The sequence below is a fragment of the Streptomyces sp. NPDC030021 genome (assembly GCF_055574035.1).
The window spans coordinates 210,424-234,143 of sequence record NZ_JBVIAH010000006.1; the positions used below are offsets into that span (position 1 = coordinate 210,424).

Annotated in this window: 23 protein-coding genes and 6 tRNA genes; 11 read left to right on the top strand and 18 right to left on the bottom strand. The window is 72.3% G+C overall.

Translation table 11 applies throughout. The annotated features are described in order from the left end of the window. Positions 1-29: 29 nt before the first annotated feature. Positions 30-101, bottom strand: a tRNA-Val gene (locus tag ACZ4YL_RS14250). Positions 102-147: 46 nt separating this feature from the next. Further along, entirely contained in the window at positions 148-642 is a 495-nt protein-coding gene (locus ACZ4YL_RS14255) for a TIGR02611 family protein (protein WP_468116540.1), read from the bottom strand. Between the two features lie 177 nt (positions 643-819). Here ACZ4YL_RS14255 and ACZ4YL_RS14260 point away from each other — a divergent pair, with 177 nt between their 5' ends. Together ACZ4YL_RS14260 and ACZ4YL_RS14265 are read left to right on the top strand one after the other, a co-directional pair. Continuing rightward, positions 820-1,233, top strand: coding sequence for an SsgA family sporulation/cell division regulator (locus ACZ4YL_RS14260; RefSeq protein ID WP_030011909.1), 414 nt, complete (start codon positions 820-822; stop codon positions 1,231-1,233). Between the two features lie 198 nt (positions 1,234-1,431). Further along, a complete protein-coding gene (locus tag ACZ4YL_RS14265; RefSeq protein WP_468116542.1) occupies positions 1,432-2,052 on the top strand; it encodes a CGNR zinc finger domain-containing protein in 621 nt (206 codons plus the stop codon). Between the two features lie 214 nt (positions 2,053-2,266). Here ACZ4YL_RS14265 and ACZ4YL_RS14270 read toward each other — a convergent pair whose 3' ends face one another. After that, entirely contained in the window at positions 2,267-2,719 is a 453-nt protein-coding gene (locus tag ACZ4YL_RS14270) for a hypothetical protein (protein WP_468116544.1), read from the bottom strand. A gap of 196 nt (positions 2,720-2,915) precedes the next feature. On the opposite strand from ACZ4YL_RS14270, the gene ACZ4YL_RS14275 reads away from it, so the two are divergent. Continuing rightward, positions 2,916-3,425 (top strand): DsbA family protein, encoded by a 510-nt coding sequence (locus ACZ4YL_RS14275; RefSeq protein WP_468116546.1) that lies wholly within the window; start codon positions 2,916-2,918, stop codon positions 3,423-3,425. Here the strand turns inward: ACZ4YL_RS14275 and ACZ4YL_RS14280 are convergent. From ACZ4YL_RS14280 to ACZ4YL_RS14290, 3 genes are all read right to left on the bottom strand, one after another. Then, positions 3,422-4,246 (bottom strand): GNAT family N-acetyltransferase, encoded by an 825-nt coding sequence (locus tag ACZ4YL_RS14280; RefSeq protein ID WP_468116548.1) that lies wholly within the window; start codon positions 4,244-4,246, stop codon positions 3,422-3,424. The genes ACZ4YL_RS14275 and ACZ4YL_RS14280 overlap by 4 nt on opposite strands. A 73-nt stretch (positions 4,247-4,319) precedes the next feature. Next, entirely contained in the window at positions 4,320-5,141 is an 822-nt protein-coding gene (locus ACZ4YL_RS14285; protein WP_468116550.1) for an aminotransferase class IV, read from the bottom strand. Beyond that, on the bottom strand, positions 5,138-6,220 hold the full coding sequence (locus ACZ4YL_RS14290; protein ID WP_468116552.1) for a chorismate-binding protein: 1,083 nt from the start codon (positions 6,218-6,220) through the stop codon (positions 5,138-5,140). The genes ACZ4YL_RS14285 and ACZ4YL_RS14290 overlap by 4 nt, the downstream gene beginning before the upstream one ends. Positions 6,221-6,400: 180 nt before the next feature. Here ACZ4YL_RS14290 and ACZ4YL_RS14295 point away from each other — a divergent pair. From ACZ4YL_RS14295 to ACZ4YL_RS14315, 5 genes are all read left to right on the top strand, one after another. Further along, positions 6,401-6,473 (top strand) — tRNA-Gly (locus tag ACZ4YL_RS14295). A 39-nt stretch (positions 6,474-6,512) separates the two neighbouring features. Further along, positions 6,513-6,586 (top strand) — tRNA-Cys (locus tag ACZ4YL_RS14300). A gap of 1 nt (position 6,587) precedes the next feature. Next, positions 6,588-6,659: transfer RNA gene (locus tag ACZ4YL_RS14305), tRNA-Val, on the top strand. Positions 6,660-6,678: 19 nt separating this feature from the next. Beyond that, positions 6,679-6,750 (top strand) — tRNA-Val (locus ACZ4YL_RS14310). A 49-nt stretch (positions 6,751-6,799) separates the two neighbouring features. Next, positions 6,800-6,874 (top strand) — tRNA-Val (locus tag ACZ4YL_RS14315). Between the two features lie 223 nt (positions 6,875-7,097). Here the strand turns inward: ACZ4YL_RS14315 and ACZ4YL_RS14320 are convergent. After that, the gene (locus tag ACZ4YL_RS14320) at positions 7,098-7,307 is read right to left on the bottom strand and encodes a hypothetical protein (RefSeq protein ID WP_371589784.1); all 210 of its coding nucleotides are present in this window, start codon (positions 7,305-7,307) and stop codon (positions 7,098-7,100) included. Positions 7,308-7,834: 527 nt separating this feature from the next. On the opposite strand from ACZ4YL_RS14320, the gene ACZ4YL_RS14325 reads away from it, so the two are divergent. After that, a complete protein-coding gene (locus tag ACZ4YL_RS14325) occupies positions 7,835-9,049 on the top strand; it encodes a serine/threonine-protein kinase (RefSeq protein WP_301372311.1) in 1,215 nt (404 codons plus the stop codon). Between the two features lie 19 nt (positions 9,050-9,068). Here the strand turns inward: ACZ4YL_RS14325 and ACZ4YL_RS14330 are convergent, their stop codons facing one another. The 8 genes from ACZ4YL_RS14330 to ACZ4YL_RS14365 all read right to left on the bottom strand — a co-directional run bounded on the left by ACZ4YL_RS14330 (position 9,069) and on the right by ACZ4YL_RS14365 (position 19,928). Continuing rightward, a complete protein-coding gene (locus ACZ4YL_RS14330) occupies positions 9,069-9,887 on the bottom strand; it encodes a TrmH family RNA methyltransferase (RefSeq protein ID WP_351159171.1) in 819 nt (272 codons plus the stop codon). A gap of 42 nt (positions 9,888-9,929) precedes the next feature. Then, positions 9,930-11,174 carry a uroporphyrinogen-III C-methyltransferase gene (gene cobA / locus ACZ4YL_RS14335; RefSeq protein WP_468116554.1) on the bottom strand — a complete coding sequence of 415 codons (1,245 nt, stop codon included), beginning with the start codon at positions 11,172-11,174 and terminating at the stop codon, positions 9,930-9,932. Positions 11,175-11,589: 415 nt separating this feature from the next. Continuing rightward, positions 11,590-14,775 carry a nicotinate-nucleotide--dimethylbenzimidazole phosphoribosyltransferase gene (gene cobT, locus ACZ4YL_RS14340; protein WP_468116556.1) on the bottom strand — a complete coding sequence of 1,062 codons (3,186 nt, stop codon included), beginning with the start codon at positions 14,773-14,775 and terminating at the stop codon, positions 11,590-11,592. A 274-nt stretch (positions 14,776-15,049) separates the two neighbouring features. Continuing rightward, a complete protein-coding gene (cbiE, locus tag ACZ4YL_RS14345; RefSeq protein ID WP_468116558.1) occupies positions 15,050-16,249 on the bottom strand; it encodes a precorrin-6y C5,15-methyltransferase (decarboxylating) subunit CbiE in 1,200 nt (399 codons plus the stop codon). Between the two features lie 74 nt (positions 16,250-16,323). Beyond that, on the bottom strand, positions 16,324-17,022 hold the full coding sequence (locus ACZ4YL_RS14350; protein ID WP_468116560.1) for a GNAT family N-acetyltransferase: 699 nt from the start codon (positions 17,020-17,022) through the stop codon (positions 16,324-16,326). Between the two features lie 236 nt (positions 17,023-17,258). Then, positions 17,259-18,125: a MetQ/NlpA family ABC transporter substrate-binding protein gene (locus ACZ4YL_RS14355; protein WP_301372302.1), complete on the bottom strand. Its 867-nt coding sequence runs from the start codon at positions 18,123-18,125 to the stop codon at positions 17,259-17,261. A 91-nt stretch (positions 18,126-18,216) separates the two neighbouring features. Next, on the bottom strand, positions 18,217-18,885 hold the full coding sequence (locus ACZ4YL_RS14360) for a methionine ABC transporter permease (protein WP_030010866.1): 669 nt from the start codon (positions 18,883-18,885) through the stop codon (positions 18,217-18,219). After that, entirely contained in the window at positions 18,882-19,928 is a 1,047-nt protein-coding gene (locus ACZ4YL_RS14365; protein ID WP_468116784.1) for a methionine ABC transporter ATP-binding protein, read from the bottom strand. The genes ACZ4YL_RS14360 and ACZ4YL_RS14365 overlap by 4 nt, the downstream gene beginning before the upstream one ends. Positions 19,929-20,522: 594 nt before the next feature. Between ACZ4YL_RS14365 and ACZ4YL_RS14370 the strand changes: the two genes are divergently transcribed. After that, the gene (locus tag ACZ4YL_RS14370; RefSeq protein ID WP_030013085.1) at positions 20,523-20,891 is read left to right on the top strand and encodes a hypothetical protein; all 369 of its coding nucleotides are present in this window, start codon (positions 20,523-20,525) and stop codon (positions 20,889-20,891) included. Continuing rightward, positions 20,884-21,321 carry a hypothetical protein gene (locus ACZ4YL_RS14375; protein WP_468116562.1) on the top strand — a complete coding sequence of 146 codons (438 nt, stop codon included), beginning with the start codon at positions 20,884-20,886 and terminating at the stop codon, positions 21,319-21,321. Before ACZ4YL_RS14370 ends, ACZ4YL_RS14375 begins: the two co-directional genes overlap by 8 nt. Positions 21,322-21,328: 7 nt before the next feature. Here ACZ4YL_RS14375 and ACZ4YL_RS14380 read toward each other — a convergent pair whose 3' ends face one another. The 3 genes from ACZ4YL_RS14380 to ACZ4YL_RS14390 all read right to left on the bottom strand — a co-directional run bounded on the left by ACZ4YL_RS14380 (position 21,329) and on the right by ACZ4YL_RS14390 (position 23,682). After that, positions 21,329-21,835 carry a GNAT family N-acetyltransferase gene (locus tag ACZ4YL_RS14380; RefSeq protein ID WP_150256638.1) on the bottom strand — a complete coding sequence of 169 codons (507 nt, stop codon included), beginning with the start codon at positions 21,833-21,835 and terminating at the stop codon, positions 21,329-21,331. Positions 21,836-21,872: 37 nt separating this feature from the next. Next, the gene (locus ACZ4YL_RS14385; RefSeq protein ID WP_468116564.1) at positions 21,873-22,433 is read right to left on the bottom strand and encodes an RNA polymerase sigma factor; all 561 of its coding nucleotides are present in this window, start codon (positions 22,431-22,433) and stop codon (positions 21,873-21,875) included. A gap of 73 nt (positions 22,434-22,506) precedes the next feature. Continuing rightward, positions 22,507-23,682, bottom strand: coding sequence for a glycerophosphodiester phosphodiesterase (locus ACZ4YL_RS14390; protein WP_468116566.1), 1,176 nt, complete (start codon positions 23,680-23,682; stop codon positions 22,507-22,509). Positions 23,683-23,720 lie beyond the last annotated feature (38 nt).

Consider the following 23,720-nt stretch of genomic DNA (forward strand, 5'->3'; position numbering starts at 1 on the left):
TGTGAAAGTCTCCGGGCCTCAGGTCCGGGTGGGCGATACTGGGTTCGAACCAGTGACCCCTTCGGTGTGAACGAAGTGCTCTCCCACTGAGCTAATCGCCCGGACGCACCGCAAACATTACCGCATGTCAGCGGTGCTCCTTGACCATCACTGGTCCTTGAGGTTCCAGGGCAGGACGAGCCCGTACTTCCACAGGTAGAAACCGATCAGCGCGCCCGCGATGACGAGGCCCACGCTGGTCAGGATGATGTTGCGGCGGCGGACCTTCGGGTCGAGCGCCTTCTGTGCGGCCTCGGTGACCTTCCGCTTGGTCCAGCGCAGCACGAGGTGGGCCCAGGCGAACTCGGTGGCCCAGATCGCCAGGCCCGCGAAGATCGCGACCCAGCCGGGGCCGGGCAGCACGAGCATCGCGACGCCGGCGGCGATCACCGCGAGGCCGACGATGAAGACGCCGACCTGCCAGCTCAGGTGCAGGCTCTTGTTCGACTTGATGAAGGCCGGGGCCTTCGATACGTGCGGCGCCTCGGCGGCGGCTTCCGCGGTGGCATCCGCGGCGGCATCCGCCGCCGGTTCGGTGGTGGCTTCGGTGGCGGCTTCGTCAGCGGCGGACCCTTGGGTTCCGCGGTCACTCCCCGTATTCATGGAGCCGAATCTACCGGAGCTCGATGCACACGGGAATGTGGGTTTGGATCCGCCGTCCGAGGGACCCAGAGGTCCGCAAAACGGTCAGAGGGGTTTACAACGGCACCGTAGGTGGCATGTCGATTTCGCCGACGTGCGAATCCCCGAGCGCACACTGAGCGAAAGGCCCTGGCGCTTATGAACACCACGGTCAGCTGCGAGCTGCACCTGCGCCTCGTTGTGTCGAGCGAGTCCTCACTGCCTGTTCCCGCGGGCCTGCGGTATGACACGGCCGACCCCTACGCCGTGCACGCCACCTTCCACACCGGCGCCGAGGAAACGGTCGAATGGGTATTCGCCCGCGACCTCCTCGCGGAGGGCCTCCACCGGCCCACCGGTACCGGCGACGTCCGCGTCTGGCCGTCCCGCAGCCACGGTCAGGGCGTCGTCTGCATCGCCCTGAGCTCACCGGAGGGAGAAGCGCTGCTCGAAGCACCCGCCCGAGCACTCGAGTCGTTCCTCAAGCGGACGGACGCCGCGGTTCCACCCGGGACCGAGCACCGGCACTTCGACCTCGACAAGGAGCTCTCCCACATCCTGGCCGAAAGCTGAGCCAGGCCCACAGCCGCTCGACACCGTCCGACTCGGGGCGACGGTGCGTGGCGGACAACCACATACGGCAATGCCGGCGCTGTTCCCGCGGAAGCCACCCGCGAGAACGGCGCCGGTGTGCTCTGCGGGACCCGCTATTGTCGGGCGGCAGCGGCGACGGCCCCCGTCGTCGCAGGCCCGGCCCCTGAGGGAGACCCCGTGCAGATCCCCCACGACACCCGTCGCGCGCTCGACGTCGTCGTCGCGCTGGTGAACACCGCGGCCGAGGCCGACCAGCCCGACGGGCTCTCGGACATCGGCGCCCTGCGCGGATTCGTCCAGGAGTACTCGATCAGCGACGTCGGCGAGCTCAGCGCCCGCGACCTGGCCGGCGTCAGGACCGTGCGCGGAAAGTTCGCCCAGGTCTTCGCCTCCCCGAACCCGCGTGCGGCTTCCATACTGATCAACGAGCTCGTGGCCACGGCCGGCACCACCCCGCAGCTGACCGACCACGACGGCTACGACTGGCACGTGCACTACTTCGCGCCGGGCGCGTCGGTGGGCGACCACCTGGCGGCCGACGGCGGCATGGCGCTGGCCTTCATCGTGGTCTCCGGCGAACAGGAGCGGCTGCGCCGCTGCGAAGCCCCGGACTGCCGGCGGGCCTTCGTCGACCTCTCCCGCAACCGGTCCCGGCGCTACTGCGACAGCCGGACCTGCGGGAACCGGCTGCACGTGGCGGCGTACCGGGCCCGGCGCAAGGAGGCCGACGCGGAGGCGTCAGAGCAGGAAGAGATCGTGCACGGCGGCGAGCAGCAGCAGGATGCCGATCACGGCTAGGAAGATCATCAGGGGCGGTTGGGAGAGCGCGAAGAGGCAGCCTCGCGGCTCCTCCACCACAGGGGCGGGTACCGGCGGGTCACTGTGCGATGTGTCGAACATGTCGGGCCGATGATGACGCAGCGCACCACCGACCGGCCCTCAACACGCCAACCTCCGCGCGGGAGTTCGCTCGATCTTGTGGACGAGGCCCGGTCCGGGCCGGATCCCGTGCTCAGATCCCGTGCTTCTTGAGGATGGCCTCGATGTCGGAGAAGTCCTCCGCGGGAGCGGCGGACTGCGCCTGCGAACCGGCCCGGGCGGCGCCCAGGGACGGCGCGGAGGCGGCCGGCGCGACGGCCCCGGCGGCCGGGCTCCCCTTGGCCTTCTTCCCGGACTTTCCGGGCTCCGCGGGCTCCCCGGACGCGGCGAGGCCGCGGCGCTCGATCGCGCGGGTGGTCATGAAGAGCAGCCAGGACAGCCCCAGCAGTCCGAAGCCGGCCCAGACGGTCGGGTTGAAGACCATCCCGGACACCCACTCCACGAACCCCGTCATCACCAGGGCGACCGGCACGAGCGCGTAAGCGGCGATCCGCGTGGCGGCCAGGAAGCGCTTGCGGTAGGCGGTGACCGCGGCGATGCCCAGGCCCGCCACTGACACCGCGGAGCAAATGGTCTCGGCAAGCATGCGGTCCTCCGGACTCTCGGCGGCTCGGCGATCTGTCCCTATCCATCCTGCACCGGCATCCGCCGCGGCGGCCAGGTTCCGGGCCCCGCCCGGACGGATCTCCGGGACATCTCCGGGTCGCGCCTCCTCCCTGGGTCCAGGTCGCCAGGCGCAGGTCCCGGTCGGTGGGGCGGGCGGGGGCTGGGAGACTGTCCGTATGACCGATTCCGTGATCCTCGACGTCTGGTGCGAACTGCAGTGCCCGGACTGCCACCGCGCCCTGGACGACGTACGCGCCCTGCGGGCCCGCTACGGCGACCGGCTGGACATCCGGCTGCGCCACTTCCCCCTGGAGAAGCACAAGCACGCCTTCGCCGCGGCGCAGGCCGCCGAGGAGGCCGTCGAGCAGGGCCAGGGCTGGCCCTACGCGGAGGCCGTGCTGGCGCGCACCGCGGAGCTGGCCGGGCGCGGTGAGCCGGTCCTGCTGGACGTGGCACGTGAACTGGGGCTCGACGTCGAGGAGTTCGACACCGCCCTGGTCGACGGGCGGCACATCCTGATCGTCGACGCGGACCAGGCCGAGGGCAAGGCGATCGGCGTGACCGGCACCCCGACGTACGTGATCGACGGGCAGCGCCTCGACGGCGGTAAGAGCCAGGACGGCCTGCGCGCCCGTATCGAGGAGATCGCCGACCGCCTGCTGGCGGACGCCGGAGACTCCCTCTAGATCAGGTCCTTGGCGTAGTTGAAGCTGGTGGGCCGGTAGCCGAGGGAGACGTACAGCCTCAGGGCCGGGGTGTTGTCGGTGAAGACCTGGAGCGCCAGCAGGCGGTGGCCGGCGGCGAGGGCGGCGCGCTCGGCGAGCGCCATCAGGTGGCGGCCGTGCCCGCGTCCCCGGTGCTCGGCCCGGACCTCGACGTCGTAGATGTACGAGCCCGCCCCGCGCGGTGCGAGCCACACGTGACCGACGGGCACCCCGGCCGCCTCCAGAACGAGGAAGACGGCTCCCGGGGTGGCCAGGCCCCGGGGCAGCTCGCTCTCGTGGTCGGCCACCGATTTGGCGCGGGCGGCCTCGGCGGACATGCCGCGGCTGTTCCAGTTCGCGGCGTAGGCCTCGACGGCCCCGGCGTACCAGCCCTCGTACTCGGCCTCCGTCATGGGGCGGCCGAGCACCCCCTCGGGGAGGGCGGGCGGCTCGGCCTGCAGGTCCTTGGCCATGTTCCGGCCGTACTCGGTGTACCCGAGGGCCTCTGCCATGCACAGGCCTGCCTCCGAGTCCGCCGGGACCGAGACGCGGACCCGACGGCAGCCCCAGCCGCGCAACACTTCCTCGGCGGCGAGCGCGGCCACGGTGGCCCTCCCCCGCCGCCGGTCGCCCTGCTCGACGTCCAGGTCGCGGATCTCGCCGACCGTCGGCCCGAACGGGGTGTCGGAGGCGATCAGCAGGGCGCCGACCCGCCTGCTGTTGACCCGGATCTCGTACGGGCGCGAACGCGCGCCGTCCGCCGTGTGCTGGAGCGGCCCGGACGGCCGCAGGGTGGTGGTCATCCCTTGAGTTCTACCCGTCCCGCGGCCGCCGCGACAGCCCTCTTCCGGCGGAAGCCGCCCGGGCCCTGCCGCTCTACGGGTCGAGGTCCGCGCCCGCCTTCACCTCGAAGATCCGCATCACTTCGGCCGTGACCGGTCCGGGGGCGGTCCCCAGCTCGCGGTCGTCGATCCGCAGCACCGCCTGGGCATCGCGCAGCGAGGAGGTCACGAAGACCTCCTCGGCCCGCTCCAGCACCTCGAAGGGCAGGTCGGTCTCCTTGACACCGGCCCAGTCGACGATCAGGGCCCGGGTGATACCGGCCAGGCAGCCCGAGGCGAGCGGCGGGGTGTGCAGTTCGCCGTCGAGTACGACGAAGACGTTGGAGCCGGTGCCCTCGCAGAGCCGGCCGAGGGTGTTGGCGAGGAGCGCCTCGGAGGCCCCGGCGCGGTGTGCGGCGGCGAGGGCGACCACGTTCTCGGCGTACGAGGTGGTCTTGAGCCCGGCCACGGCGGACCGCTCGTTGCGGACCCAGGGCACCGTGACGACGGCGGTGGTGTCCGGGCGGCGGGGGGAGTCCGCGACGGCGGCGATCAGGGTGGTCCCGGCGTCCCCGCGGTCGGAGCCGAGCGGGGAGACTCCGCCGGTGTAGGTGATGCGCAGCCGCCCGTGCTCCAGCGGGTTGGCCTCCAGTACGGCGGCGCAGGCGCGGCGGACCTCGTCGAGGTCGGGGTCCGGCAGGCCCAGGCCCCGGGCCGAGCGGGTGAGCCGTTCCAGGTGCCGGGTGAGCGCGAAGGCGCGGCCGCGCTCCGCCTTCAGCGTCTCGAAGACGCCGTCGCCCACGGTCAGACCGTGGTCGAGGACGGACACCTTCGCGGCGTCCATCTCGGTCAGGGCTCCGTCGAGCCAGATTTTCATGGTGCGGTCCTTCCGATCGTGTCGTTCGTCCCCTGCGTGCCGCTCACCTCGTGGCCCATGGCCACCCGCAGGAGCCGGGCGGCCTTGAGTTCGGTCTCCGCCCACTCGCGGTCGGGATCGGAGCCCCAGGTGATGCCCGCTCCGGTGCCGAAGAGCAGACGGGGGCCGCCGGCGGCCTCGCGGTCGATCCAGAAGGTACGGATACCGACGGCGAGCTCGGCGGTGCCCCGGTCCGCGTCGACCCAGCCGATGCCTCCGCAGTAGGGGCCGCGCGGGGCGGTTTCCAGGGCTTCGATGATCCGCAGGGCGGAGGACTTGGGGGCGCCCGTGACGGAACCGGGCGGGAAGGTGGCGGCGAGCAGCTCGGGCCAGCCGGCGCCGTCGGCGAGTTCGCCGCTCACGACGGAGACGAGGTGGACCAGGCCCGGGTGCTCCTCGACGGCGCACAGCTCGGGGACGGCGACGGAGCCCGTCGCGCAGACCCGGCCGAGGTCGTTGCGCACGAGGTCGACGATCATCACGTTCTCGGCGTGGTCCTTGGGGAGCAGGTCGTCGACGGTGCGGCCGGTCCCCTTGATGGGGCCGGACTCGATGTGCCGGCCGGACCGGCGCAGGAACAGCTCGGGGGAGGCGGTGGCGATCTCGACACCGTGGGCGGCCAGGCGAATCGTTCCTGCGAAGGGTGCGGGGTTGCCGCGCGCGAGGAGCGCGGTGAGCGCGTCGACATCGGCGCGGTCGGGGTGGGGCAGCGGCGCGGACATCACCCGGCAGAGATTGGCCTGGTAGACCTCACCGGCGGCGATGTACTCACGGACGCGCCGTACGCCGGCCACGTAGGCGGCGCGGTCGAGGGAGGAGGTCCACCGGTCGGCGTCGGGTCCGCGCCAGGCACCCGGAACGGGCGCGGGGACCGGCTCGCGGCGTACGTCGCCGAAGCGCGCGCAGACGAGCCGCCCTTCGAAGTCGGCGGACACCGCCCAGAAGCCGGTGGAGTCGAGGGCGGCGGGATCGCTGGTGACGTCACGGAGGTCGGTCGCGAGAAGGCCGCCGAAGCGGGCCATGGGAGGCAGGTCGTGCACGGCTGCGAGTCTATGACCGGTGACGGCACGGCGCCGGTGCGGTGACGGGAGGGTGACCTGTGGTGATCGAGCGGCAGCACGCTGCGGAAACGCGTTTTTGAGCTGGCCCGGTAATCCGCTAGAGTTCAACTCGTCGCCAGGGAGCGAAGGGGCAAAACCCCGGAGCGAACACGGTGACCTGCGGACGTAGCTCAGTTGGTAGAGCACCACCTTGCCAAGGTGGATGTCGCGAGTTCGAGTCTCGTCGTCCGCTCGAAGTGGGGGATCTTCCCGAGAACCCCTGCAGCTCCATGGTGGAGTGGCCGAGAGGCGAGGCAACGGCCTGCAAAGCCGTCTACACGGGTTCAAATCCCGTCTCCACCTCCAAGGACGATTAGCTCAGCGGGAGAGCGCTTCCCTGACACGGAAGAGGTCACTGGTTCAATCCCAGTATCGTCCACTGATCCGCAAGGATCCCCGCGCGATTAGCTCAGCGGGAGAGCGCTTCCCTGACACGGAAGAGGTCACTGGTTCAATCCCAGTATCGCGCACGCAGCACCTGCACCTTGTTCCACCTGCGGCTTTCGAGCTGCGGAGCCCGCGCGATTAGCTCAGCGGGAGAGCGCTTCCCTGACACGGAAGAGGTCACTGGTTCAATCCCAGTATCGCGCACCACCTGAAAGCCCCGGCCGTTCCCACGGTCGGGGCTTTCGCGTTCCCCCGCACGAGTGGGCCGGGCCCGCGGAAGCGGTACATGAAAAAGGGTGCTGCCCGTCCGACTCCCCAGTCGTACGGGCAGCACCCTTCACCTGCCGTCCGTCCGCCGCTCCCCCGTCCCCACGGGGTTCGACAGGCCGATGTCCCGGTCCGGGCCGCTCTCCCGGACCTGGAGCGCCGCTCAGCGCCCCAGCATCACGCCCACGGACGACGCCTGCGCCGCCAGCTGATCGAAGCCTCCGAAGAGGAAGAGCAGCAGAGCGGCCAGGGGGAGCACCATGGCCGCGGCCACCAGGGGGTGGCGGGTACCGGACTCGTGGCCGTTGAACGCGAATGCCTTGCGTCCTTGCCGTGCGATGTCCGCCATGGTCCTCTCCCTGTCGTCTGGCAGCGGCGGGCTCGTGACCTCGGGGGACGAGTGCGCCACCCGCCGCTTGTCTTCAACACTAGGCGGGCGGGCGGCTCCTGGCCTCATGCCCTCGTACCCATTGCCGGGCCTCCAGGAGGATGACGGGCCCTCCCCCGTGTACTCCCCTGGGTGGAGACGACTCCCCCGTTATGGGGGACTTCCCGGAGGGGATGACCGGAGGGTAGTGACTTCGCTCACTTGCGTCACTCCCTGTTGCCGCGTGTCCGCCCACCGGCCGTCGGCAAGATCGACTCGGCCGCGAGCCGCGTGCGGGCGCACCGGAGCGGGTCCGGAGCTGCTCCTGGGCTCCAATCCCCTTGGCGCAAGGGGTGCTTGGCCGGGCGGACCACCCCGGGAGCGCTCGCGGACCGCAGCGCCGACGCCCCCTCAAGTGTGCTGTGGCGCACTGACAATCGAATCCCCCGGCGAGGGCGCGGCCTCTGAGCACGCATGCCGGATGGTCCGTAAGCTGTGCCACGTCAACAGGACGACCGGTCAGCGGGGTGGACATGGCGATGATGCGGCTCCGGCGCGAGGACCCGCGTGTCGTCGGCTCGTTCAGACTGCACCGGCGGCTCGGCGCCGGCGGCATGGGCGTGGTCTACCTGGGATCGGACCGGCGCGGGCAGCGTGTCGCGCTCAAGGTCATCCGGCCGGATCTGGCCGAGGACCAGGAGTTCCGCTCGCGGTTCGCCCGTGAGGTGTCCGCCGCCCGGCGGATCCGGGGCGGTTGCACCGCACGCCTGGTGGCGGCGGACCTGGAGGCCGAGCGCCCCTGGTTCGCGACCCAGTACGTGCCCGGTCCCTCGCTGCACGACAAGGTGGCCGAGGAAGGTCCCCTGACGGCCGCGCAGATCGCCGCCGTGGGCGCCGCGCTCTCCGAGGGCCTGGTCGCCGTCCACGAGGCGGGGGTCGTGCACCGCGACCTCAAGCCCTCGAACATCCTGCTGTCGCCCAAGGGCCCCCGGATCATCGACTTCGGCATCGCCTGGGCCACCGGGGCGAGCACCCTCACCCATGTGGGTACGGCCGTCGGCTCGCCCGGATTCCTCGCACCCGAGCAGGTGCGCGGCGCCGCCGTCACCCCGGCCACCGACGTCTTCGCCCTCGGCGCCACCCTGGCCTACGCGGCCACTGCCGACTCGCCCTTCGGGCACGGCAGTTCCGAGGTCATGCTGTACCGCGTGGTACACGAGGAGCCGCACCTGCAGGGCGTGCCGGACGCGCTGGCGCCCCTGGTGCGGGCCTGCCTCGCCAAGGACCCCGAGGAGCGGCCCAGCACGCTCCAGCTGTCGATGCGGCTCAAGGAGATCGCAGCCCGCGAGGCGCAGGGGCTCTCGGACGGGCGCCCGCCGGCCCAGCGGGCCCGGGTCGAGCGGCCGACCGGGCGGCTGCCCGAGGCCGAGCGGATCGGCGGGGCCGAGGAGTACCCCGGCCGGCGTACGGAGCGGCGTACGGACGGCAGCACCACGCCCCGGGCCCAGGGCGGCTCCCCGAGCGGTCCGCACGCGCGGCCCTCGTCCTCCCGTCACCCGCAGCACCCCGGCGGCCCGTCCTCCCGGCCGACCTCGGGGCGTACGGGCGGCCGTCCGGCCCCCAGGACGACGGGGACGGGACGGCGACCCTCGCGGCCGGATCCGAAGCTGATGCGGCAGCGGCTGATCGTGTTCGTCGTGGTGACGCTGATCGTCGCGCTGGGCATCGCGGCGGCCCAGAAGCTGTAGCCCCGGCGTTCGGCAGGGCCTACTGGGCGGCGCGGCCCTGGGCCACCGCGTAGAAGGCGACCGCGGCCGCCGCGCCCACGTTCAGCGAATCCACGCCGTGCGCCATGGGGATCCGCACCCACTCGTCGGCGGCGACCAGCGCGGGCGTGGACAGGCCGTCGCCCTCGGCGCCCAGCATCAGCGCGACCCGTTCCAGGGACTGCGGAGCGGCCACGTCGATCGGCGTGGCCTTCTCGTGCGGGGTGAGGGCGAGCAGCTTGAAGCCCGCCTCGCGCACCGAGTCCAGGCTCTTCGGCCAGGCCTCCAGGCGGGCGTAGGGGACGGAGAACACCGCTCCCATGGAGACCTTCACCGAGCGGCGGTAGAGCGGGTCCGCGCAGTCGGGCGACAGCAGCACCGCGTCCATGCCGAGGGCGGCGGCGCTGCGGAAGATGGCCCCGATGTTGGTGTGGTCGTTGACCGCTTCCATGACGACCACCCGGCGGGTCGTGGAGAGCAGTTCCTCGGCCGTGGGCAGCGGCTTGCGCTGCATGGAGGCCAGGGCGCCGCGGTGCACGTGGTAGCCGGTGACGCGCTCGGCGAGCTCGGGGCTCACGGCGTAGACCGGCGCCGGGAGTTCGTCGATGACGTCGCGCATGACGTCGACCCACTTGGCGGAGAGCAGCATCGAGCGCATCTCGTACCCGGCGTCCTTGGCGCGTCTGATGACCTTCTCGCCCTCGGCGATGAAAAGGCCCTCCGCGGGCTCGCGCCTGCGCCGGAGTTCGACGTCGGTCAGGCCCGTGTAGTCGCGCAGGCGCGGGTCGTCGGGGTCGGTCACGGTGATGAGATCAGCCACAGGGTGATACTGCCTTGTCCTGGGTACGGTGCCAACGGCCTGTCAGGCGCTGGTGGTGGGGAGCGTGCGGTCGCCCGGGCCGTTCACGCGGACGACCTCGCCGATGACGATGACGGCCGGCGGACGGACCGCTTCGGCGCGCACGGTCTCGCCGACCGTGGCCAGGGTGGCGTCCACCCGGCGCTGGGTGGCGGTGGTGCCCTCCTGGATCACCGCGACGGGGGTGTCCGCGGAGCGGCCGTGGCGCACCAGCGCCTCGGCGATCAGACCGATCTTGTCGACGCCCATCAGGATCACCAGGGTGCCGGTGAGCTTGGCGAGGGAGGCCCAGTCCACGAGCGAGCGCGGGTCGTCGGGGCCGACGTGGCCGCTGACCACGGTGAACTCGTGCGCCACACCGCGGTGGGTGACCGGGATGCCGACGGCGCCGGGCACCGAGATGGAGCTGGAGATGCCGGGGACGACGGTGCAGGGGATGCCGGCCTCGGCGAGGGCCTGGAGCTCCTCCATGCCGCGGCCGAAGACGTACGGGTCCCCGCCCTTGAGCCGGACCACGGCCTTGCCGGCCTTGGCGTGCTCGATCAGGGCGTTGTTGATGGCCTCCTGGGCCATGAACCGGCCGTACGGGATCTTCGCGGCGTCGATGACCTCGACGTGCGGCGGAAGCTCGTCGAGCAGGTCACGGGGGCCGAGCCGGTCGGCGATGACCACGTCGGCCTCGGCGAGGAGGCGGCGGCCGCGCACGGTGATCAGGTCCGGGTCGCCCGGGCCGCCGCCGACGAGGGCCACGCCGGGGGTGGCCTTGTGCCGGTGGGCGGGAGCGGTGAGGGTGCCGTCGCGCAGGCCCTCCACGACGGCGTCGCGGACGGCCGCGGAGCGGCGGGGATCGTTACCGGTCAGCACGGCGACGGTGACGCCCTCGATGCGGCCGGTCGCCGGGGTCCAGGCGGTGGCGGCGGAGGCGTCGTCGGCGCGGACGCACCAGACGCGTTCGCGCTCGGCCTCGGCGGAGGCGCGCTCGTTGTCCTCGCGGTTCTGGGTGGCGATCAGCGCGTACCAGGCGTCGGCGAGGTCGCCGTCCTGGTAGCGGCGGCGCTCCCAGCGGATCTCACCGGTCTCGGCCATGGCGTCCACGGAGGGGGTGGCGGAGGGCGAGATGAGCAGGACATCGGCGCCGGCCGCGATGAGCGCGGGAAGGCGACGCTGCGCGACCTGTCCGCCGCCGATGACGACGACGCGGCGGCCGGCGAGGCGGAGTCCTACGGGGTAGGCGGGGGTGTCGGCCATGACGGTGCGGCTCCTGGTGCGGCAGTCGTTCTGTCTTGCCGCTGCGGCTCTGGAGCGGCGGTGTGCTGACGTGCGGATTCTTGGTGCGGGTCCACCATACGGCGCGGGCCGTCCCGAGGCGCGGACGGGGGCTGCGCCCCCGGACCCCGGGCCCCGCCCCGGACCTCGCGGGTCCGGCCTCTGCCGTGCGTGGGTGCCGGTCAAGGATCGGGGCTCCGCCCCGGGCCCCGCGCCTCAAACGCCGGCGGGGCTGGGGTGGGGTGGGCAGGACCGGTCTGCTGACCGGCGGTGGGTTCGCTCGGCCTGCGGGGACATCCCGGAGTGCCCCCGCCCCACGGCGGACCCGAGCACGGGCCGGATCCCCGACGGGACCCTGCCGCCGGGCCGGAGACCGACGTCTCCGGACCGGCACGGGTTACTTCTCCGTGACGCCCGCCGAGTCGAACGTGGCGACCTCGTGCATCGCGCGGGCCGCGCTCTGGACCAGGGGGAGGGCGAGCAGGGCGCCCGTGCCCTCGCCGAGGCGGAGGTCCAGGTCGACCAGCGGGCGCAGGCCCAGCTTGTTGAGCGCCGCGACGTGGCCCGGCTCGGCGCTGCGGTGGCCCGCGATACAGGCCGACAGGGACTCGGGGGCGATCGCGCGGGCCACCAGGGCGGCGGCTCCGGCGCTGACGCCGTCCAGGATCACCGGAGTGCGCAGCGACGCGCCGCCGAGGAGGAGGCCGACGATGGCCGCGTGCTCCAGGCCGCCGATGGCCGCGAGGACGCCGATCGGGTCCGCCGGGTCGGGCTGGTGGAGCTCCAGGGCGCGGCGGACGACCTCGACCTTGCGGGCGTGCGTCTCGTCGTTGATGCCCGTGCCACGGCCGGTGACCTCGGACGGGTCGACGCCCGTGAAGACCGAGATGAGGGCGGCGGAGACCGTGGTGTTCGCGATGCCCATCTCGCCCGTGAGGAGCGCCTTGTTGCCGGCCGCCACCAGGTCGCGGGCCGTTTCGATGCCGACCTCGATGGCGGCGACGGCTTCCTCGCGGGTCATCGCGGGGCCGGTGGAGAGGTCGGCGGTGCCGGGACGGACCTTGCGCGGGAGCAGGCCCGGGGTGGCCGGGAGGTCGCCCGCAACGCCGACGTCGATCACGCAGACCTCGGCGCCGACCTGGTTGGCGAAGGCGTTGCAGACCGCTCCGCCGCCCAGGAAGTTGGCCACCATCTGCGTGGTGACCTCCTGCGGCCACGGGGTGACGCCCTGGGCGTGCACGCCGTGGTCACCGGCGAAGATCGCGACCGCGGCCGGCTCCGGGATCGGCGGCGGGCAGACCCGGGAGAGGCCGGACAGCTGGGCGGCGATGATCTCCAGCATGCCCAGGGCCCCGGCGGGCTTGGTCATGCGCTTCTGGCGCTCCCAGGCCTCGCCCAGGGCCTTCGCGTCGAGCGGGCGGATGCTGGCGACCGTCTCCGAGAGCAGGTCGTGCGGCTCCTCGCCGGGCAGCGCGCGGCGGCCGTAGGTCTCCTCGTGAACCACCCAGGAGAGCGGGCGGCGCTGCGACCAGCCGGCCTGGGCCAGCTCGGGCTCCTCGGGGAACTCGTCGACGTAGCCGACGCAGAGGTAGGCGACGACTTCGAGGTGCTCGGGCAGGCCCAGCTCGCGGACCATCTCGCGCTCGTCGAAGAAGCTGACCCAGCCGACACCGAGGCCCTCGGCGCGCGCGGCGAGCCAGAGGTTCTCGACGGCGAGGGCCGCGGAGTACGGGGCCATCTGCGGCTGGGTGTGCCGGCCGAGGGTGTGGCGGCCGCCTCGGGTGGGGTCGGCGGTGACGACGATGTTCACCGGGGTGTCGAGGATGGCCTCGATCTTGAGTGCCTTGAACTGCTTCGCCCGGCCCTTGGGCAGAGACTTCGCGTAGGCCTCGCGCTGGCGCTGGGCGAGCTCGTGCATCGCCCGGCGGGTCTCGGCCGACCTGATGACGACGAAGTCCCACGGCTGGGAGTGGCCCACGCTGGGCGCGTGGTGCGCGGCTTCCAGGACGCGGAGCAGCACCTCGTGCGGGATGGGGTCGGTGCGGAAGCCGTTGCGGATGTCGCGGCGCTCGCGCATGACGCGCAGGACGGCCTCGCGCTCGGCGTCGGCGTAGCCGGGGGCCGCCTCGCCTGCGGCGGGCTCGGCCGGAACATCCGGCGCGGGCTCGCCCTGGGCGGCGGGGGTGGTGGGCTCGGCGGGGGTGGTGGGCTCGGTCTCCGGCTCTGCGTCGGGCTGCTCCGCCCGGACCGGCGCCGGGAGCACGGGCTCGGGCTGCGCCAGGGCCGGCTCCGCCGGGGCCTCCGGCTGCTCCGGCTGGACGGGCTGCGCCTGGACCGGCTCGACCACGACGGCCGGCGCCGGGAGCACCGGCTCGGGCTGCGCCTGGGGCGGCTCCGCCAGGGCCTCCGGCTGCTCCGGCTGCTCCTGCTGGGCGGGCTGCGCCTGGACCGGCTCGACCACGACGGCCGGTGCCGGGAGCACCGGCTCGGGCTGCGCCAGGGCCGGCTCCGCCAGGGCCTCCGGCTCAGCCGGGGCGGCGGCGGGCTCGGGAGCTTCGGGTGCGGCCTCGGCCCCGGCCACCGGCAGCACCGGCTCGGCGGCCACCGGCTCGGGTTCGACGGGGAGCGCCTCGGCCGTCACCGGCTCGGGCTGGGGCTCGACGGACACCGGCTCGACCGCGACCGGCTCCGGCTGCGGCTCGACCGCGACGGGCTCCGGCTCCGGCTCCAGCGGCTCGGCCGTCACCGGCTCGGCCTGGGCCACCTGCTCCGCGGGGGTCGGGACGGGCTCCGGCTCCACGGGCTGGGCTGCGGCCTCGGCGGGGGCCGGGGCGGGCTCCGCCACCGGCTCCGGCGTCCACGGGGCACCGGCCTGCGGCGGGATCTCGCCCAGCTGGGCCGCGGGGGCCGGGGCGGTCTCGGCGCGCGGGATGTCCAGGTACTCGGGTCCCGTGGTCGGGGGTCCCGACTGCCGCAGCGGGAGGGGCGCCGACGGGGTGCTCATGGCGGCCATCGGGACGGCCTGGGCGGGCGCCGCGGCCGGGCCGCGGTCGGCGAGGGACCGTACGATTCCGCCGTTGGCCTCGGGCATGGGCGGGCCCATGTGCAGGGGGCGCCGGACGGGGGCCGCGGGGGCCACCGGGGCCGCCGGGGGCGGGACGACGAGCCCGCCGAGATCGAGCGCGCCGGAATCACGGCCGCCCGTCTCGTGCGCGCCCGCGCTGTAGCCGCCGTCGGGGAACACGGGCGGGGGGAACTCGGTGTACGCGGCCGGGGCCTCGGGGTAGGCGGGCGCGGCGGCGTAGGACTGGTCCGTGTACATCGGGGGCTCGCCCAGCTGGGGCGCGGCAGGGAAGGCGGGGGCCTGCGGGACGACCTGCGGGTCGCTCCACGCACCCTGGCCGCTCGGCATCAGCAGCAGTTCCTCGTCCTCCGGCTCGGCCGGGTTGTCCATGAGGTCATGGAAGGCGTAGCCCGCGGGAATCGGTGCCGGGATCTGGACCGGAGCGGGGACGCTCTGCTGATCCACCATGCCCGCGTTGTCCGGGAGACCCTCGCCCGGGACCTGGCCGGTGTCAGTCATGCTTACCCCTCGCCCATCGGTGTTGCCTCTTCGATCGCCCGGTCGCCCACGAGACCGCCGAGCGGTTTTGCCTGCGGGGTTGCGGTGCGACGAGTTCGTCTCGCATACGCCTGCACGACAACCAGTAAGCATTGTCGCGCCCGTCGGCCACCGTGGCGGCCATAACCGTCACGGTCCTCTGTGGACTGCGCCACGTCGCGCGTCCAGGCGGTGCCGCGATGCCCGAATCGTCCGAGGCAGTACGACGATCGGCCAGCCTACCCCGGCCCTCGACTCAGCGCGTGGCGGGGCGTTCCGCTGCCAGGAGGAACACCACGGAACGGTCCTGTTCGGCCCAGGTCCGGGTGTCCAGGCCGACGGACTGGAGCAGCGCGCACTCGACGGCGTAACCGTGTTCGGTGAGTGCCCTGCCGATCGCCTCCGCCTCGTCGCGGGTGGAGGCGTGGCTGACGATCCGTTCGGGGCGGCGTTCGGCGACGGCCGCGACGACGGCGGCGCCGCCACCGCCGACGCGGACGACATCGGGCTCGGGCAGGTTCTCCAGTACGTGCGGCGCGCGCCCGGCGACGGCCTGGAGCTGCACTCCCCGCTCACGGGCGGCGGCGGTTATGCGGTCGCAGGCGGCCGGGTCGGCGTCGACCGCGATGACGGCGGCGCCGAGGGCGGCCGCGTCCACGGCCACGCCGCCGGATCCGGCGCCGATGTCCCAGAGCAGGTCGCCGGTACGCGGGCCGAGCCGGGCGAGTTGGGCCGCGCGGAGCTGGGCGGACTCGCCCTCTCCCGCGTCGGCCTGCGGTCTGGCCCAGCCGCGGTCGGCGGACCGGGCGGCGCTCTGGCCGAGGAGCCAGCCGGCGTCTGCGGGGGCCGGTCCGCCGCCCCCGATGACGATGACGACGTTCGGGTCGCGCCAGTTGTGGTCGGCGGCCTTGTCGGAGGTGAGGACGCTCACCTGCTCCCGGTCCGTGCCGAGTTCCTCGCAGACGACGAAGGTGCGGTGAACTCCTTCGAGGAGCAGTGCGAGTTCCGCGGGGCCGGCGCCGGGTGAGGTGAGGACGGCGACCTTGGCGTGGGCGCGGCAGACGTTGACCGCGCGGCGCAGGGTGCGGGGGTGGGCCACGACGACCTGGGCGTCGTCCCAGGGCATGCCGGCGCGGGCGAAGGCGGCGGCCACGGAGGAGACGGCCGGGACGACCTCGACCTCCAGGCCGTGCTCCGGGGCGCGCAGGGTGCGTACGGCGCCGAAGAAGCCGGGGTCCCCGTCGGCGAAGACCACCGCGGTGCCGCGGTGGCCGGCGATGCGGCGGGCGGCGAGGCCGACACTGCCCAGGCGGATGCGCTCCGCGGTGGGCGGTACTTCGGGGAGGGCGAGGTGGTGCGCGGCGCCGGCCACGAGGGTGGCGGCGGAGAGCGCGGACCGGGCGCCCGCGGTCAGGGGCGAACCGTCCCAGCCGATCACCGTGACCCGGTCGGCCATCGTCGTCAGTCTCCTGGTCTGGGGTAGGCGGGGTTTCGTCGGGGCGGGCACGGTGAGACTACCCGGTCATCGGTTCAGTTCCAGTCGGCGCCGACGCGCTGGCCGTTCGCGTCGGCCCGCTGCGGGAACGCGCTGCTGCGGGCGTATCCGTCGTAGCTGTCGTAGCTCTCGTATCCGTCGTATCCGTCGCCCTCGTCGAGGTCTTCGGGGACCAGGCTCCAGACGATGAGGTCGGTGCGGGTGTCGCCCCAGCCGCCGTCGGCCGTCTGCGTACGCACTATCCACGCGTTGCGCAGGACGCCCTCGCTGATGCAGCCGATCTTCTGGGCCACTTGCTGCGAGGCGGTGTTGTCGGCGGCGGTGCGCAGTTCGAGGCGCTCGAACCCCTGGTCGCGGAAGAGCCATTGGGCGACGGCCAGGACGGATTCGCTGGCGTAGCCCTCGCCGCGGGCCCAGGGGGCGGTGACGTAGCCGACCTCGGTGGCCCGGGTGCGCCAGTTGGTGTTCTGCAGGTGCACGATGCCGACGAGGCGCTGGGTGAGGAACTCGGTGACGGCGAGGACGATGCCGCGGCCCTCGGTGCGTTCGGCGTGGGAGTGCCGGGTGGCCCAGGCCTGCGCTTCGGCGTGGGTGTAGGGGTGGGGTGCGCTGGTCCAGGCGATCACGTGCTCGTCGTTCATCATCTCGGTGAGCGCGGTGACGTCCTCTTCCTCGAAGGCGCGCAGCACCAGCCGGTCCGTGCTGATGGTGACGTCCGGGAAGGTGGTAGTCATGCGCAGCTCCATGCCTGAGACCGTGGTGCGACCGTGTTGCGATGCGACCGCGGTGCGGGACCGTTCGTGCGGGACCGTGCGTGCGGTTCGTAGGCCACAGCATGCAGCATCGACCGGGTGATGTGCAGGGCCGGGTTGCCCGGGAGCGGGCAGAGCTCGGCCCCGCGCGCCGTCAGGTGCGTGCGGGGCCGAGATTCATGACCGGTCCGGGAGGAACCGGATCACGAGGTACCGGTTCAGGAGGCGGCCGGGGCGCCGAAGGCCGGGATGACCGAGCCCTGGTACTTCTCCTCGATGAACTTCTTGACCTCGTCGGAGTTCAGGAGCTTGGCCAGCTTCTGGATCCGCGGGTCGTTCTGGTTGCCGTCCTTGACCGCGAGGAAGTTGGCGTAGGGGTTGCCCTCGGCCTTCTCCAGGATCAGCGCGTCCTTGGCGGGCGACAGCTTGGCTTCGAGGGCGTAGTTGCCGTTGATGATCGCGGCGTCCACGTCGTTCAGGGCGCGCGGGACCGTGGCGGCCTCCAGCTCCTTGAACTCCAGACCCTTCTTGTCGGTGATGTCGGACAGCTTGGCGCTGGTGCCGACACCCTCCTTGAGGGTGATCAGGTTGTTCGCGGCGAGCAGCTGGAGCGCGCGGCCCTCGTTGGTGGTGTCGTTGGGGACGGCGATGGTCTGGCCGGCCTTGATGTCACCGATGGCCTTGATCTTCTTGGAGTAGAGACCGAGGGGCTCCAGGTGCACGTTCACGACGGGCACGACGTGCGTGCTGTTCTTCTTGTTGAAGTCGTCGAGGTACGGCTTGTGCTGGAAGTAGTTGCCGTCGACCTGGCCCTGCTCGGTGGCGGTGTTCGGCAGGACGTAGTCCGTGAACTCCTTGACCTCCAGCTTGAGGCCTTCCTTGGCCGCGAGCTTGTCCTTGACGAAGTTCAGGACGTCGGCGTGCGGGCTCGGGGAGGCCGCTATGACCAGGGGCTTGCTCTCATCGGCCTTGCCGCCGTCGGCCTTCGCCGAGGACGGGTCCGAGGAGCTGCCGCAGGCGGTGAGGCCGAGGGCGAGCGCGGTGGCCGTGGCGGCAAGGGCGGTGAGCTTGATGTTCTTACGCACGAAGAGTGCCTTTCTTGCTGAACAAGTACCGATGACTTGCTGGTGGTGGCCCAAGCACGACAAGTGCGGGCTCTGTTGGGGGAAAGTCTTCTCAGGCGGTCCGGCCGCGGCGGGCGAGGAGCCGGACCGCGCCGTCGCCGAGCAGCTGGATCACCGTGACGAGGGCGATCAGGACCACGACGGTGGCGATCATGAAGCCGGTCTCGAAGCGCTGGAAGCCGTAGGTGATGGCCTTGGATCCCAGTCCTTCGCCGCCGACGGCGCCGGCCATGGCCGAGTAGCCGACGAGGGTGATGACGGTGGTGGTGACACCGGCGACCAGGGAGGGCAGGGCCTGCGGGAGCAGCACCTTGCCGACCAGGGTGGGGATGCCGCCGCCCATGGACTCGACGGCCTCGATCAGGCCGTGGTCCACCTCGCGGACGGCGGTCTCGACGAGCCGGGCGAAGAAGGGGACGGCGCCGATGGCGAGCGGGACGATCATGGCGGTGGGGCCGATGAAGGTGCCGACGACCGCAGTGGTGACCGGGATCAGGAAGATCAGCAGGATGATGAACGGCAGCGAGCGGCCTATGTTCACGATCACGCCGAGGACCTTGTTGAGCGGCTGGTTCTGCAGGAGGCCGCCCTTGTCGGTGAGGACCAGCAGGATGCCGATGGGCAGGCCGCCGAGCACGGTCACCAGGGTGGACCACAGCACCATGTAGAGGGTGTCGTAGGTGCCCTGGGTGAGCAGGGGCTGCATTTCGGACCAGGTCACTTGGCACCGTCCTTGACCAGCTCGGCCAGTTCGTTGTCGATCCCGTCGACGATGTCGACCTGCAGGCCCTGCTCGCGCAGGAAGCCGACCGGCACGACGTTGTCCTCGTAACCGCCGGGCAGTTCGATGCGCATGCGGCCGATCTGCCGGCCCGCGACGGTGTCCATCGCGGCGCCGAGGATCGAGATGTCGATGTTGTACGTGCGCGAGAGCTGCGAGATGACCGGACGGACGGCGGCTTCGCCGTGGAAGGTGACGTCGACGACCGTGCGGTCGGGGCCGGTGGCGGTACCGGTGACCGGGAAGAGTTCGGCGGCGAGCTCGGAGCCGGGGGTGGCGAGGAGTTCGGCGACGGTGCCGGACTCGATGATCCGGCCGTTCTTCATCAGGGCGGCCGAGTCGCAGACGGTCTTGACCACGTCCATCTCGTGCGTGATGAGCAGCACGGTGAGACCGAGCTGCTGGTTGAGGTCGCGCAGCAGCCCCAGGACGGAGCGGGTGGTCTCGGGGTCCAGGGCGCTGGTGGCCTCGTCGGACAGCAGCACCTTGGGGTCGCCGGCCAGGGCGCGGGCGATGCCGACGCGCTGCTTCTGGCCGCCGGAGAGCTGGGTCGGGTAGGCCTTGGCCTTGTCGGCGAGGCCGACCAGGTCGAGGAGTTCGAGGGCCTTGCGGGAGCGTTCGCGGCCGGAGACACCGAGGATCTCCAGGGGCAGCTCGACGTTGGCCTGGACGGTGCGCGAGGACAGCAGGTTGAAGTGCTGGAAGACCATGCCGATGCGGCTGCGGGCCTGGCGGAGCTCCTTGCCCGCGCGCCGGCCGCGGCCGGCGAGAGCGGTGAGGTCGACGCCGTCGACGGTCACGGTGCCGGTGGTGGGGCGCTCCAGCAGGTTGACGCAGCGGATCAGGGAGGATTTGCCAGCGCCGCTCTGGCCGATGACTCCGTAGACCTCGCCCTCGCGGACGTGGAGATCGACGCCGTCCAGGGCGGTGACCTCGCGGCCACGGGACTGGTAGACCTTCGTGAGGCCCGATGTGGTGATCACAGGATTTCCGTCGCTGTCGAGTGCGCGGCGCAGCGGGCTGCCGGGCACGGGGCAAACAATCTGGGGACGCGATACGGGACGAACCGTCAGAAAATGATGGTGTCGACACGTGCGCGGGGCATGAGTGAGCCGTGCTGTTCATCAGCTGGTGACGTGGTGGCACGGCTGGTCTCGCTTCGGGGCGCGAGGCTCAGGAAGGGGCCCTCAGAAGGCGCACATTCGACACATACAACGAGCACCGGGCGTCATCGTCGCCTCGGTCGCAAGGGTGCGGCTGCTCGTCGTGGTCATGGGCCCAAGTAAAGCAGACGTCTCCCCTGACCGATCAACAACGTCCGAATAGCGGACGCATTTCGACCACATACCGGACGGCACCGGTCAGCACCGCCCCTCCGTCCCGAGGCCGGCCCCCCGCCTCCGACCTGCGCCGACACGGCCGTCCGGGGCCGTCCGGCCCGCCCGGTCCGGAGCGCGGCGACCCGGTCCGCTGTGGTCAAGACCACGGTCGGTACGCCGGGCACACGGGCAGCGCGCGGGGCTGCGGGAGACAGGGGTGCGCGCATCGGGTCTTACGGCCCGTAATACCCTCGCTGCATGCTCGACGCCCTGACGGTCGCCATCGGCGTGGCCGCACTCGCCCTCGCCGCCTGGTGCGGCCACGCCGCATGGCGGGACCAGCCGACCAAGGACTGGCACTTCATCGGTATGGCCGTCGTGACCGTGCTGGTCCTGGCGCAGCTGGTGATCGGACTGGTCAAGCTGGCCCAGGGCGAGAAGCCCGACGAGGGCACGGTGATCTTCGTGGCCTACCTGGTGGGCGCGTTCGCCGCGGTACCGGCGGCCGGGATGCTCTCGCTGACCGAGCGGACCAAGTGGGGATCGATCACGGTGGCGGCCGGCGCCGTCGTGCTCGCCGTCCTCGAAGTACGGCTCTACGACATCTGGGGAACCACCGGTGCCTGACTCCGACACGACGAACGCCACCGGCGCCGCCACCACCACCGCCGCCGGGCGCAAGCGGCTGGTCTCCGGGCCCGGTCTGCTGCTGGTGTGGCTGTACGGGGTGATGGTGGTGGGCGCGGTCTCCCGCTCGGCCTTCCAGATCTCCACCGAGTTCGACCGGGCGCCGCTGCCGTACGCGCTGTCCGCCGTGGCCGCGCTGGCCTACGCGTTCATCACGTACTCACTCGTGCGCGGCGGTGAGACGGCCCGCAAGGCGGCGCTGATCTGCTGCGCCGCCGAGCTGGCCGGTGTGCTGGCCGTGGGGACCTGGACGGTGGTGCGACCCGAGTCCTTCCCCGACACGACCGTGTGGTCCCAGTTCGGGATGGGCTACCTGTTCATCCCGGTGATCCTGCCGATCACCGGGATGCTCTGGCTGCGCAAGCGCTGAGGGATCCCTACGCGCTGACCGTGAAGTCGGTCGGGTCCTTGGCTTCCTTCTCCAGGATCACCAGCTGGACGCCGTCGGACGCGGTGCGGCCGCCGACCTTGACGTAGCCGGCCTTGCGGTAGAGGCGCAGGTTCGACTCGCTCTTGTGCCCGGTGTGCAGGCGGAAGCGGGTGGTGTGGCCGGGGCTCGCCAGGGCCTCCTCGACCGCGCGCAGCAGGCGCGCCCCGAGACCGTGACCCTGCAGGCGCGGGTGCACACAGAGCTTGGCGATCTTGCCGGTGCCGTCCTCGTCGACGTTGCCGCGCACGGTCCCGACGACCTCGTCGCCGAGCCGGGCCACCAGGACGGTGTCCGTGGCCAGCTCCCCCTTGAGGGAGTCCAGGGACTGGGTGAGCGGCTGGATGAGGTAGTTGCCGTACAGCTCGGCCTCCCGCTGGAAGGCCAGGTACTGCAGTTTGAAGATCTGCTCAGCGTCCTCGGCAGCCGCCGCCGAAATGGTCACGCTCATGCCCATGTGCGCATGCCTCCAGCTCACCTGGTAGCCCGTTGGTCTACCGCTCCTTTCCCCGCAGGCCAGGAGCCGCAACCTCTGCAGCCAGCATTCTGCGCAGACATCCCAGGCAACGGGAACGCACGGGCCCCAAACTTCCTTGTGAGATACCCAACTCTCCTGCGATTTCACGGTAAGTGAGGTCTCTGGGCGAAAGAAGTGCCTTCATCAGCTCGGGACAGCGTCCGGGCAACCGGGCGACCGCCGATCGGAGTGCGCGGTTCTCCTCGCCGTGCAGGAGGGCGTCTTCCGGCTCCGCCGCGGCGGCCGCGGCGGCCGGTGTGCTCCCGTCCACCGAGTGCTGGCGGTGGCCGTACGGGATCTCCCGGCGGGCCCGGCGCCGGGCGAGGCGGGCCTCCGCCCGGACCGCCCGGCGCAGCCACCGCGCCGGCTCCGCGGGTTCGGCCGGATCGGGGGCGTGGCGGCCGCTCTCCAGCAGCCTGACCCAGACGGCTTGTTCCAGGTCGGCCGCGTCCACTCCGGTGCCCGGGGCCTCCGCGGCCGCCTCGGCGGAGAGCAGCGGGCCCAGCTTGTCGAAGTAATCAGCCTTCAGCAGGTCCATGCCGGGCGGGACGAGTGAGCCGGGCCCGACGGTTTCCCCGCCGGGCCCGGCCCACTCGTACGGGAAGCGGCGCTCAGCGGTTGACGGGGCGTCGGCCCGGGCGGAAGGCCTCCGCCGCGAGCAGTCCGGTGTCCGGGTTGTCGGTGAAGATCCCGTCGATGCCCTGTTCGAAGTAGGTGCGGAAGGCACCGAGGGCGTCCCCGTACGCGGTGGGGTCGGCCCCCTTGCGGTACTCGGCGGGCAGGAAGCTGTTCTCGTTGCGTGCGGTGTAGGGGTGCAGCAGCAGCCCGCGGGCGTGGGCGTCCTTCACCAGGGTGGTCGGGGCACCGAGCTTGCCCGCCGCGTCGCGCGGCAGGATCAGGTCCATGGTCGGGCCGATGCCCTGGGCGAAGCCGGCGATCCACTTCAGTCCCTCGGGCTTGACCAGGTCGGCGACCGTGCGCGGGTCCTTGGCCACCTCGAAGTCCCAGGGCCGGGTGCCCGCCGCGGAGAGCAGGACCACGCGGGGCGCGGAGACCAGCCGGGAGAGCCGCTGGATGCTGGAGGGCTCGAAGGACTGGAGGAAGACGGCGGCGCCCCGCCCGTCGCGCCCGTAGCGGCGCAGGAGCTTGGCGAGGGGCTCCTCCAGGCCGAGGCCCAGGCCCCGGAAGTAGGTGGGGTGCTTGGTCTCGACGTGCAGCCACACCCGCCTGCCGCGCCGCTTGCCCTCGCGGTCGGCCCAGCGGAGCACTTCTTCGAAGGTGGGTACGGCCCACTGGCCGTCGTAGAGCGTGTTGCGCTGGCGGACGGCGGGGATGCGTTCCTTCGCGCGCAGGGTCCTCAGCTCGGCCAGGGTGAAGTCCTCGGTGAACCAGCCGGTGACCGCGACCCCGTCGACGGACTTGGTGGTGCGCCGGGAGGCGAACTCGGGGTGCTCGGCGACATCGGTGGTCCCGCCGATCTCGTTCTCGTGGCGGCACACCAGATGGCCGTCCCGGGTCGGGACCAGGTCCTGCTCGACCACGTCGGCGCCCAGGTCCAGGGCGAGCTGGTAGGAGCCGATCGTGTGCTCCGGACGGTAGCCGCTGGCTCCGCGATGGCCGATGACCGTCGGGTGGGGGAGGTCCCGGTATCCCCCGTCGCCGCGTCCGTCGCCGTACCCGCCCTCGGCCGCGGCGGCGGAACCCGCCGTGAGTCCGGTGATCCCGGTCCCCGCCGCCAGGACGGCCGCCCCCAGGACCGTGCGCCGCGCTGCCCCACCCTGTGTCATGAGTGCCACTCCTCGTCGTGAACGCCGTGTCGCGGCCC